This is a genomic window from Pseudomonas sp. Irchel s3a10 (assembly GCF_900187525.1).
GTDB lineage: Bacteria > Pseudomonadota > Gammaproteobacteria > Pseudomonadales > Pseudomonadaceae > Aquipseudomonas > Aquipseudomonas koreensis_G.
Window position 1 is genome coordinate 39,665 of sequence record NZ_FYDR01000003.1, and the last position, 11,404, is coordinate 51,068.

Annotated in this window: 7 protein-coding genes and 1 tRNA gene; 7 read left to right on the forward strand and 1 reads right to left on the reverse strand. The window is 59.5% G+C overall.

What is annotated here, in order from left to right; translation table 11 throughout:
- The first annotated feature begins 55 nt into the window (after positions 1 to 55).
- On the forward strand, positions 56 to 625 hold the full coding sequence (gene plsY / locus CKW11_RS10175) for a glycerol-3-phosphate 1-O-acyltransferase PlsY (RefSeq protein WP_166495413.1): 570 nt from the start codon (positions 56 to 58) through the stop codon (positions 623 to 625).
- Positions 626 to 648: 23 nt separating this feature from the next.
- Here the strand turns inward: plsY and tsaD are convergent, their stop codons facing one another.
- On the reverse strand, positions 649 to 1,674 hold the full coding sequence (gene tsaD, locus CKW11_RS10180; RefSeq protein ID WP_095137424.1) for a tRNA (adenosine(37)-N6)-threonylcarbamoyltransferase complex transferase subunit TsaD: 1,026 nt from the start codon (positions 1,672 to 1,674) through the stop codon (positions 649 to 651).
- 199 nt (positions 1,675 to 1,873) lie between these two features.
- On the opposite strand from tsaD, the gene rpsU reads away from it, so the two are divergent.
- The 6 genes from rpsU (at position 1,874) to CKW11_RS10210 (ending at position 11,106) form a co-directional block, all read left to right on the forward strand.
- Complete coding sequence (gene rpsU, locus CKW11_RS10185; RefSeq protein ID WP_002551877.1) at positions 1,874 to 2,089, forward strand: 30S ribosomal protein S21; 216 nt, start codon at positions 1,874 to 1,876, stop codon at positions 2,087 to 2,089.
- A gap of 481 nt (positions 2,090 to 2,570) precedes the next feature.
- Positions 2,571 to 4,535 carry a DNA primase gene (gene dnaG, locus CKW11_RS10190; RefSeq protein ID WP_095137425.1) on the forward strand — a complete coding sequence of 655 codons (1,965 nt, stop codon included), beginning with the start codon at positions 2,571 to 2,573 and terminating at the stop codon, positions 4,533 to 4,535.
- 67 nt (positions 4,536 to 4,602) lie between these two features.
- Positions 4,603 to 6,450, forward strand: a complete 1,848-nt coding sequence (gene rpoD, locus CKW11_RS10195; RefSeq protein ID WP_047596442.1) for an RNA polymerase sigma factor RpoD — start codon at positions 4,603 to 4,605, stop codon at positions 6,448 to 6,450.
- A 126-nt stretch (positions 6,451 to 6,576) separates the two neighbouring features.
- Entirely contained in the window at positions 6,577 to 10,323 is a 3,747-nt protein-coding gene (locus tag CKW11_RS10200) for a bifunctional diguanylate cyclase/phosphodiesterase (protein WP_095137426.1), read from the forward strand.
- 15 nt (positions 10,324 to 10,338) lie between these two features.
- Positions 10,339 to 10,415 (forward strand) — tRNA-Ile (locus CKW11_RS10205).
- A 229-nt stretch (positions 10,416 to 10,644) separates the two neighbouring features.
- On the forward strand, positions 10,645 to 11,106 hold the full coding sequence (locus tag CKW11_RS10210; RefSeq protein ID WP_007966501.1) for an Lrp/AsnC family transcriptional regulator: 462 nt from the start codon (positions 10,645 to 10,647) through the stop codon (positions 11,104 to 11,106).
- Positions 11,107 to 11,404: the final 298 nt, after the last annotated feature.

Here is an 11,404-nt window from a genome sequence, read left to right on the forward strand (position 1 = left end):
GACAAGGGCGCAATGCGCCGTTAGAATCAGGGCGTCCTCGCCCGGAATGGTTAGCATGTTTTGGTTACTGGCGACCTTCGCCTACCTGCTCGGCTCTCTGTCCTTCGCCATTTTGCTCAGCCGCCTGACCGGAAATCCGGATCCGCGAATGAGTGGCTCGGGTAATGCCGGCGCCACCAACATGCTGCGCCTGGCCGGTCGCAAACTGGCGATCCTGACCCTGCTCGGTGATCTGTGCAAAGGCCTGCTGCCGGTGCTGATCGCAGCGGCCGCTGGCCTTTCGCTGCAGGATCAGGCCTGGATCGGCGTGTGCGCCGTGATCGGTCACCTGTTCCCGCTGTACTTCCGTTTTCGCGGCGGCAAAGGTGTCGCCACCGCTGCCGGCATGCTGCTGGGTCTGTATCCACCCGCCGCGCTGCTGGCGGTGTGCGCCTGGCTGCTGACGTTCTACCTGACCCGCACCAGTTCGCTGGCGGCGCTGATCGCCACGCCCCTGACCCTGCCCTTGCTTGCGTGGCAAGAACCGGAGGCGCTGCTGCCGATGAGCGCATTGACATTGCTGATCGTCTGGCGCCACCGCGGCAATCTACGCGACCTGTTTGCCGGGCGCGAACGGCATTTTTAAATACCGCTCAGCCACACCGCCAATCACAGCGCCGACAACTGCTCCATCGGCCAGCGCGCCTGCACGCTGATCGCCAGACTTTCCTGCTGACCGGCCTGCAAACGCTGGCAACCGGCAAACGCGATCATCGCGCCATTGTCGGTGCAGAACTCGGGACGGGCGTAGAACACATCGCCCTGCATGTCACCGAGCATTTTCTCAAGAGAAACACGCAACGCCTTGTTGGCACTGACGCCGCCAGCGATCACCAGACGCTTCATGCCCGCCTGTTTCAGGGCACGCTTGCACTTGATGGTCAAAGTCTCCACCACGGCCTGCTGGAACGCCAGCGCGATGTCGCAACGGGCTTGCTCGCTGTCGTCCCCGGCGCTGACGCATTGCTGCCAAGTATTGAGAGCAAAGGTCTTCAAGCCGCTGAAGCTGAAATCCAGACCCGGGCGATCACACATCGGACGCGGGAAGGTGAAACGTCCTGCAACGCCCTTCTCGGCCAGTTTGGCGATTTCCGGCCCACCCGGATAATTGAGGCCCATCATTTTCGCGGTTTTGTCGAACGCTTCGCCGGCGGCATCGTCGAGGGTCTCGCCAAGCAGGCTGTATTGGCCAATACCATCGACCTGAACCAACTGCGTATGCCCACCGGACACCAACAAAGCGACGAACGGGAATTGCGGCGGTTTTGGCTCCAGCATCGGCGCCAGCAGGTGGCCCTCCATGTGGTGCACGCCGAGTGCCGGAATGCCCCAGGCAAACGCCAGCGCCTGCGCGCACGAAGCACCGACCAGCAGCGCCCCGACCAGGCCTGGGCCTGCGGTGTAGGCGATCGCATCGATCTCGGTCGGCACGCAGTCAGCCTCGGCCAACACCTGACGAATCAAGGGCAGCATGCGTTTGACGTGGTCACGCGAGGCCAGCTCCGGCACCACGCCACCATAGACGCGGTGCAGGTCGATCTGACTGAACAGCGCGTCGGCCAGCAGGCCGCGTTCACTGTCGTATAATGCGACGCCGGTTTCGTCGCAGGAGGTTTCTAATCCCAGTACTAGCATGGGTTTGCGCCTTGTTTAGGCTGAATTCGAAGGCGCGCATAATAGTCGCCATGCGATGCCCCGACTAGCGGTTTTCGATCAGAGGCTTTGCATTCCGAGCGATGAGGGGTTAACATCCGCAACCCTTAAAAACCGACGTCTTCAAGTGCTCTTTTGCCGCGAGGATGTTGACCCCGGTAATGAATGAAGGTAGCTCTGGATGCCAGCCGTCAAAGTTAAAGAGAACGAACCCTTCGACGTAGCTCTGCGTCGTTTCAAGCGCTCCTGCGAAAAAGCCGGTGTACTGGCTGAAGTTCGTAGCCGCGAATTTTACGAGAAGCCAACTTCTGAGCGTAAGCGCAAAGCAGCAGCCGCTGTTAAGCGTCACGCCAAGAAAGTTCAGCGCGAACAGCGCCGCGCCGTTCGTCTGTACTAATACACAGACGATCGTAGCAAGCTTCTTGCCTAAGCCCGGCCCTCAGCCGGGCTAATGGCATTTGCGTAAAACGCTTGATGCTTCACCGTCGAAGCCGCACATGCGACCGAGACAAACCTGCTTCACGCGTCAGACCTGGCTCTTTTGCCAGCGGTGCACGTCTTTTCTGACGAGCCTTTCAAGGCTACTGACGAGCACACCCACTGATTCCTCTTACGACGATCAGCCCAAGGCACCTGCATGCGTGCCCGCTTTATTGAGCTATCCGAGGCCATTTATCGGCCGCCAGCGGATTCAGCGCAACACTTTCAAATAGTCGAAAACTGATGAGTACTAACGTCAGTGGTTTTTCGGCAGATACACTTCCCGACAGCGATCACGCAACCGAACCCGGTCGAGCCGTACATTTTGTGCGCTTCACTCAAGACCTGTGTCCGGCCGCCCTTCGCATCGGACTCATTACAGCGCAGACGAGAACGCCATGGCCGGGCTGATTCCCCAGAGCTTTATTGACGACCTCCTGAACCGCACCGACATCGTCGACGTGGTCAGCTCGCGCGTGCAACTGAAAAAGGCCGGCAAGAACTACACCGCCTGCTGCCCGTTCCATAAAGAGAAAACCCCGTCGTTCAGCGTCAGCCCGGACAAGCAGTTCTATTACTGCTTCGGCTGCGGCGCCGGCGGCAACGCCCTCGGCTTTCTCATGGACCACGACAACCTGGACTTCCCCCAGGCCGTCGAGGATCTGGCCAAAGCCGCCGGGATGGAAATCCCCCGCGAAGAAAGTGGCCGCCCGCACAAACCGCGACAGCCAACCGATTCGCCGCTGTACCCGCTGCTCACCGCCGCCGCCGACTTCTACCGCCAGGCACTCAAGAGCCATCCGGCGCGCAAAGCCGCCGTGGATTACCTCAAGGGCCGCGGACTGACCGGCGAGATCGCCCGGGACTTCGGTCTCGGTTTCGCGCCGCCGGGCTGGGACAATCTGTTCAAGCACTTGAGCAGCGACACTTTGCAGCAGAAGGCCATGATCGACGCCGGCCTGCTGATCGAGAACGCCGAAACCGGCAAACGCTATGACCGCTTCCGCGATCGCGTGATGTTCCCGATTCGCGATACCCGCGGCCGCATCATCGCTTTCGGTGGCCGAGTACTCGGCGACGACAAGCCGAAATACCTGAACTCGCCGGAAACCCCGGTCTTCCATAAAGGCCAGGAACTCTACGGCCTCTATGAAGCACGCAAGAACAACCGCAACCTCGACGAAATCATCGTCGTCGAGGGTTACATGGACGTCATCGCCCTCGCCCAGCAAGGTTTGCGCAATGCCGTCGCGACCCTGGGAACTGCAACCAGCGAAGAACACCTCAAGCGTCTGTTTCGGGTAGTGCCGAACGTTTTGTTCTGCTTCGACGGTGACCAGGCCGGCCGCAACGCCGCATGGCGCGCACTGGAAGCAACATTGCCGTGCCTGCAGGACGGGCGCCGCGCGCGCTTTCTGTTTTTGCCCGAAGGCGAAGACCCGGACACCCTGGTTCGCGCCGAAGGCACTGATGCCTTCAAGGCCCGAATCAACCAACATGCGCAACCGCTGGCCGATTATTTCTTCCAGCAACTGACCGAGGAAGCCGATCCGCGCTCGCTCGAAGGCAAGGCCCATATGGCCACCCTCGCCGCGCCGTTGATCGATAAAGTACCGGGCGCCAACCTGCGCATTCTGATGCGTCAGCGCCTGACCGAAATTACCGGCCTGAGCAGCGAAACCGTCAGTCAGCTGGCGCAAAGTGCGCCGCAGGAAGCGCCGCCCGCCTACGATCCGGGCATCGATTACGACGCAATGCCGGACTACAGCGACTACCATCAGCCGCAGGCACAAGACATGTATGTGCCGCAGCAGGAGTGGACGCCGAAGAAATCCGGCGCCGGCGGCAAAAAATGGGACAAGAAACCCTGGGACAAGAACGGCAAACGTGGCGGCGATCGCGATCAACAACGCCCGCGCACGCCGATTGGCGTCGAATCGCCAACCCTGACCGCCTTGCGTACCTTGCTGCATCACCCGCAACTGGCCAAGCGTGTCGAAGACGCCGAGCACATTGCGGATGAAAATCAGACCAACGCCCAGTTGCTTGTGGCGCTGCTAGAGGCCGTACAGAAGAATCCCAAGCTAAACTCATTTCAGTTGATCGCGCGATGGCACGGCACTGAACAGGGTCGCCTGCTCAAGGCACTGGCGGAAAAGGAGTGGCTGATTGACGGAGAGAACCTTGAACAACAGTTTTTCGACACCATTACTAGCTTGTCAGCCCGCCAACGCGAGCGAAATCTGGAACAGTTGCTCAGGAAAGCGCGTCAAAGCGAACTGAGCGCCGAAGAGAAAAATCAACTGCGCGACCTTCTAAGTCGCAATGTTTCCGCATCAAACCCGACCTCAACTGGCGCGTGAGGTCATAGCTCAGGTATAATCCTCGGCTTGTTTTTTGCCCGCCAAGACCTTCAGTGGATAGGGTGTTATGTCCGGAAAAGCGCAACAGCAGTCTCGTATTATTGAGTTGATCAAACTGGGTCGTGAGCAGAAGTATCTGACTTACGCCGAGGTCAACGACCACCTGCCCGAGGATATTTCAGATCCGGAGCAGGTGGAAGACATCATCCGCATGATTAACGACATGGGGATCCCCGTACACGAGAGTGCTCCGGATGCGGACGCCCTTATGTTGGCCGACGCCGATACCGACGAGGCCGCTGCGGAAGAAGCAGCCGCTGCGTTGGCAGCGGTGGAGACCGATATCGGTCGCACCACTGACCCGGTGCGCATGTACATGCGTGAAATGGGTACGGTCGAGCTTCTGACTCGTGAAGGCGAAATCGAAATCGCCAAACGTATCGAAGAAGGCATCCGTGAAGTGATGAGCGCGATCGCGCACTTCCCTGGCACGGTTGACCACATTCTCTCCGAGTACACTCGCGTCACCACCGAGGGTGGTCGCCTGTCCGACGTTCTGAGCGGTTACATCGACCCGGACGACGGCATTGCGCCGCCGGCCGCCGAAGTTCCGCCGCCGATCGACGCGAAAGCCGCCAAGGCTGACGACGACACCGACGACGATGAAGCTGAATCTTCGGATGACGAAGAAGAAGCCGAAAGCGGTCCGGATCCGGTCATCGCTGCCCAGCGTTTTGGCGCTGTGTCCGATCAGATGGAAATCACCCGCAAGGCCCTGAAAAAGCACGGCCGTCACAACAAGGCAGCGATTGCCGAGTTGCTGGCCCTGGCCGAGCTGTTCATGCCGATCAAACTGGTGCCGAAGCAATTCGAAGCCCTGGTCGAGCGTGTTCGCAGTGCCCTGGATCGTCTGCGTCAGCAAGAGCGCGCGATCATGCAACTGTGCGTACGTGATGCACGTATGCCACGCGCCGATTTCCTGCGTCAGTTCCCGGGCAATGAAGTCGACGAAAGCTGGTCCGACGCCCTGGCCAAAGGCAAGAGCAAATACGCCGAAGCCATTGGTCGCGTACAGCCGGACATCATCCGTTGCCAGCAGAAACTGATTGCGCTGGAAACCGAGACCGGCCTGACCATCGCTGAAATCAAGGACATCAACCGTCGCATGTCGATCGGTGAGGCCAAGGCCCGCCGCGCGAAGAAAGAGATGGTTGAAGCCAACTTGCGTCTGGTGATCTCGATCGCCAAGAAGTACACCAACCGCGGTCTGCAATTCCTCGATCTGATCCAGGAAGGCAACATCGGTCTGATGAAAGCGGTGGACAAGTTCGAATACCGTCGTGGTTACAAGTTCTCGACTTATGCCACCTGGTGGATCCGTCAGGCAATCACTCGCTCGATCGCCGACCAGGCCCGCACCATTCGTATTCCGGTGCACATGATCGAGACGATCAACAAGCTCAACCGCATTTCCCGCCAGATGCTGCAGGAAATGGGTCGCGAACCGACCCCGGAAGAGCTGGGCGAACGCATGGAAATGCCTGAGGACAAGATCCGCAAGGTATTGAAGATCGCTAAAGAGCCGATCTCCATGGAAACCCCGATCGGTGATGACGAAGACTCTCATCTGGGTGACTTCATCGAAGACTCGACCATGCAGTCGCCAATCGATGTGGCAACCGTTGAAAGCCTGAAAGAAGCGACTCGCGAAGTGCTGTCCGGCCTCACTGCCCGTGAAGCCAAGGTACTGCGCATGCGCTTCGGTATCGACATGAACACCGACCATACACTCGAAGAAGTGGGCAAACAGTTTGACGTAACGCGTGAGCGGATCCGTCAGATCGAAGCCAAGGCGCTGCGCAAGCTGCGCCATCCGACGCGAAGCGAGCATCTGCGCTCCTTCCTCGACGAGTGATACCAGAACCCCCGGCCCAGGCCGGGGGTTTTGTTTATGCAGCAGATTAAATCCCTCGCACCGCCCCTCCCCGGCATACCCCGTCTACACTCGAAACAATGAATCCCGTGCCATAACGAGACGGTTATGCCCAGACTGGCGCCCGTGCTTTTCTTGCTGTCACTGATGATCTGGACCGCAACGGCTGACGCGCTGACTCTGACCGATGAAGAACGTAGCTGGCTGGCGGCTCACCCGGACTTGCGCCTGGGTGTCGATGCGTCGTGGCCGCCGTTCGAATTCCGCGATGAACAGAATCGCTATCAGGGCCTGGCCGCCGACTATATCGACGTGATCCGCCAGCGCCTGTCGATCAAACTCAATCCGGTCGAGCCCTCGAGCTGGACCGAAGTGCTGGCGCAGGTGAAGACCGGCAAGATCGACCTGCTGCCGGGTATCATGTCCACCCCGGAACGCCAGAATTACCTGTCGTTTACCCGGCCCTATCTCGACTTCCCGATCGTCATCCTCGCGCACATCGGCGGTGCGCAACCGCGCAAACTGGAAGACCTGTATGGCCTGAAGATCGCCGTGGTCGAGAACTACGCCCCTCACGAATTACTGCGCACCCAGCATCCGGATCTGAATCTGGTAGCCATGCCCAATGTCAGCTCGGCCTTGCAGGCTCTGGCTACCGATGAGGTAGACGCCGTGGTTGGCGATCTTGCCTCCAGCGTATGGAGTCTGCGCCAGCTCAAGCTCGACGGTTTGTACGTCAGCGGCGAAACCCCGTATCGCTACCAGTTGGCAATGGGCGTACCTCGTGACAACAAAATGCTGGTGGGCATTCTGGACAAAGTCCTGGCGGACATGAGCCCCGAGGAAATCAGCAGCATTCAGGAACATTGGGTCGGCAATGTTCTGGACCATCGGACATTCTGGTCGGATCTTCTGATCTATGGCCTTCCGGGTCTATTGCTGCTGGTCAGCATTCTGGCGGTGGTGATTCGCATCAATCGCCGCTTAAGCTCGGAAATCGCCCGACGTGTCGACCTCGAACAGGAGTTGCGCAGCAGCGAATATCACTACCGCGGACTGGTGGAAAGTCTGTCGGCCATCGCCTGGGAAGCACGCATGAGCGACTTCACCTACAGCTATGTGTCGCCCCACGCCGAGGACTTGCTCGGTTATCCACAGGCGCACTGGCTGATTCCGGGCTTCTGGCGCAACATCATCCACCCTGCCGACCTGACCCGTGCCCAGGCCATTTGCGATGATGCGGTACGCGAAGGGCGTGATCATACTCTCGACTATCGGGTGATTACCGCTGACGGGCGCTGCCTGTGGGTGCGTGACATTGTCAGTCTGATTGAACATGGCCATGAGCCGGTGATGCGCGGGCTGATGATCGACATCAGCGAAACCAAGCGCACCGAGGAAGCACTGCGGCTTTCGGAGCAGAAATTCGCGTCGGTGTTCCAGCAATGCCCGGACATTCTGGTGATCGCGCGGTTGTCCGACGGCTGCCTGCTGGAGGTCAACGAAGCCTTTGAAGCGCAGATTGGCCTGAAGGCGGAAGATGTGGTCGGCCAGACTGCCACTGAACTGAATATCTGGGGCATCCCCGGGGTCGGGCCCGGGCTGTTACAGCGCTTGCAGGCCGGCAGTATCCGTAACCTGGAGATGCCCTTTCGCCGCAACAATGGCCAGGTGTTTACCGGGCTGATCTCGGCCGAACCTTTCGACCTCGACACCACTCCGGCGCTGGTGGTGGTCGTGCGCGACATCACCCAGCTCAAGGAAACCCAGCAGCAATTGCAAACCTCCGAAGAGAAGTTCGCCAAGGCCTTTCACGCCTCGCCGGACGGCTTGCTGCTGTCGCGCCAGAGCGATGGTTTACTGCTGGAGGTCAATGAGGGTTTCAGCCGCATCACCGGGTTCAACAGCGCGATGTCGGTGGATCGCTCGGCGCTGGATCTGGGGATCTGGGTCAACCTCAACGAACGCAAGCAGATGCTCGACCTGCTGCACAGAGATGGCTTCGTGCGCGATTTCACCTGCCATATCCGTCGCAGCGACGGGCAGATCCGCCTGTGCGAAGTGTCCAGCCGTCCACTGCCGATCGGCGAAGAAGACTGCATGCTGACCATCGCCCGAGACATCACCGAGCGCCACTTGATGCAGGAAAAACTGCAGCAGGCCGCCACCGTTTTCGAAAGCACCGCCGAAGGCGTGTTGATCACCGACACCCAGCAGCACATCAGCGCAGTCAACCGTGCGTTCACCGAAATCACCGGCTACAGCGAAAGCGAAGCCCTTGGCCATACCCCGCGCCTGCTCGCCTCGGGACTGCACGACAGCGCGTTTTATGCGGCGATGTGGCACCAATTGACCGACGAGGGTCACTGGCAGGGCGAGATTTCCAACCGGCGCAAGAACGGCGAGTTGTATCCGAGCTGGCTGACCATCAGCGCCGTGCGCAATCGCGACAAATTCATCACCCACTTCGTCGCGGTGTTCGCCGATATCTCCAGCCTCAAACACGCGCAGGCCAAGCTCGATTATCAGGCGCACCATGACCCGCTCACCGGCCTGCCCAATCGCACGCTGTTTGAAAGCCGCCTGCTTACAGCGCTGAACAGCCAGCAGGAAAATGGCGGTCAGGGCGCCGTGCTGTTCCTCGATCTCGACCGTTTCAAACACATCAACGACAGCCTCGGCCACCCTGTCGGCGACCTGCTGCTCAAGGGCATTGCCGTACGTTTGAAAGAACAACTGCGCGATATCGACACCGTCGCGCGCCTGGGCGGCGATGAATTCATCATTCTGCTGCCGGGTCTGCAACAAGCCAGCGATGCCGATAACATCGCAATCAAACTGCTCAACTGCTTCGGTGCGCCGTTTCAGGCTGGTGAGCACGAGTTTTTCATCAGCGCCAGCATCGGTACCAGCCTCTATCCACGCGACGGCTGCGACGTCGCCACACTGGTGAAAAACGCCGACGCGGCGATGTACCGCTCCAAGGCCAAGGGCCGCAATCGGGTCGAAAGCTACACCCGCGACCTCACCGCCCAGGCCAGCGAACGTGTGGCGCTGGAGCACGAACTGCGCCGGGCCATCGAGCGCGAAGAGTTGTTCCTCTACTACCAACCGAAAATCAGCCTCGACGACCATCGCCTGGTCGGCGCCGAAGCACTGATCCGCTGGCGCCACCCGACCTTCGGCGAAGTGCCGCCGGAGCACTTCATCCCGCTGGCCGAAGAGAACGGCATGATCCTGCAGATCGGTGACTGGGTGCTCGAAACCGCCTGCCGGCAGATGTTCGAGTGGCACCAGATCTACGACAGCCTCGGCCCGCTGTCGGTCAACCTCGCCGGTGCGCAACTACGCCAGCCGAACCTGCTCGGGCGCATCGAACAACTGCTCAGGGACAACCGTTTGCAGCCTGATTTACTGCAACTGGAAATTACCGAAAACTTCATCATGAGCCAGGCCGAAGAGGCTTTGGCGGTGCTGCACCAGCTCAAACACTTGGGCGTACAACTGGCGATCGACGACTTCGGCACCGGTTATTCTTCGCTCAGTTACCTCAAACGCCTGCCGCTGGACATCCTCAAGATTGACCAGTCCTTTGTTCGCGGACTGCCCGATGACCCGCACGACGCGGCGATTGTCCGCGCGATCATCGCTCTGGGCCGGAGCATGCAATTCACCGTGATCGCCGAAGGCGTCGAGACCCAGGCCCAGCAGCAATTCCTCGCTGCCGAAGGTTGCGAACAGATCCAGGGCTACATCGTCAGCCTGCCGCTGCCCCCGGAAGAATTCGCCGCGACGTTTCTTCGTGTAACCGTATCGGATTATTCGGATAGCACAGCCGCCAAACCGTCGCTATAATCCGCGGCCTACTGAGGGCCTATAGCTCAGTTGGTTAGAGCAGAGGACTCATAATCCTTTGGTCCACGGTTCAAGTCCGTGTGGGCCCACCACATTTGAAAGCCGCGCTACATGCGCGGCTTTTTCTTGGGCGATCGGTTGAGGGGACAATCTTTGCGAGCGCAATGTTCGGAAGACCTCCCCGAAGGCTGTAGGAATGTTCCGAAGCTATGTTTTCTCCCCTCCCCATAAGTGAAGTGCTCAGTCATCGCCAGCAGCGTGTCGCTGATAGTGCCTGTAACATGCAAACTCATCCGCCCTCGACAGTAACGGAGCCGCCCCTTGCCCGACACCCGCCCCCCCGCACTCGACGAAATCGACCGCCAGCTGATCGCCGCCCTGCAGATCAACGCCCGCGAAAGCGTGGCAATGCTTGCCCGGCAGTTGGGCATTGCGCGCACCACCGTCACATCGCGGCTGGCGCGGCTGGAGAAGGCCAAGGTAATCACCGGGTATGGCGTGCGGCTGGGGCAGCGCGTGGTCGATGGCGGTTTGCAGGCGTATGTCGGGATCAAGGTGCAGCCGCGTTCCGGCAAGGAAGTGCTGCGTCGGTTGAGCGCGATGGCCCAGGTGCAGCAACTGTGTGCGGTGAGTGGCGAGTTTGATTATGTGGCGTGGTTGCGCACCGATTCGCCGGAGCAGCTCGATCAGTTGCTGGATCAGATTGGCAGTGTGGATGGGGTGGAGAAGACTACGACGTCGATCATTTTGAGTAGCAAGATCGATCGCGGGCAGCCGGTTTGAGTAATGGCAATAACCTTCCGATTGGCAAATAGGGCCTCTTCGCGAGCAAGCCCGCTCCCACGTTTGACCGGGTTGAACGCAGAATCTGCGTCAGACACAAAACCCACTGTGGGAGCGGGCTTGCTCGCGAAAGCGGTCTGTCAGACACCTTCCTTGGTGGCGGGAACATTGCCTTCGCGAGCAAGCCCATCCGCACAATGATCGAAGTGCAGTAAAAGATTGTCACTTTGATCAATAGAATGGCAAAACGACGACACTTTGCGTCTTATTAACGTGTTCTACGCTCCCTAGAATGGCT

Bases quoted from the DNA above. Each gene is read 5' to 3' on its own strand.
- dnaG (WP_095137425.1), top strand. From the start codon at position 2,571: ATGGCCGGGCTGATTCCCCAGAGCTTTATTGACGACCTCCTGAACCGC.
- rpsU (WP_002551877.1), top strand. From the start codon at position 1,874: ATGCCAGCCGTCAAAGTTAAAGAGAACGAACCCTTCGACGTAGCTCTG.
- rpoD (WP_047596442.1), top strand. From the start codon at position 4,603: ATGTCCGGAAAAGCGCAACAGCAGTCTCGTATTATTGAGTTGATCAAA.
- CKW11_RS10200 (WP_095137426.1), top strand. From the start codon at position 6,577: ATGCCCAGACTGGCGCCCGTGCTTTTCTTGCTGTCACTGATGATCTGG.
- plsY (WP_166495413.1), top strand. From the start codon at position 56: ATGTTTTGGTTACTGGCGACCTTCGCCTACCTGCTCGGCTCTCTGTCC.
- tsaD (WP_095137424.1), bottom strand. From the start codon at position 1,674: ATGCTAGTACTGGGATTAGAAACCTCCTGCGACGAAACCGGCGTCGCA.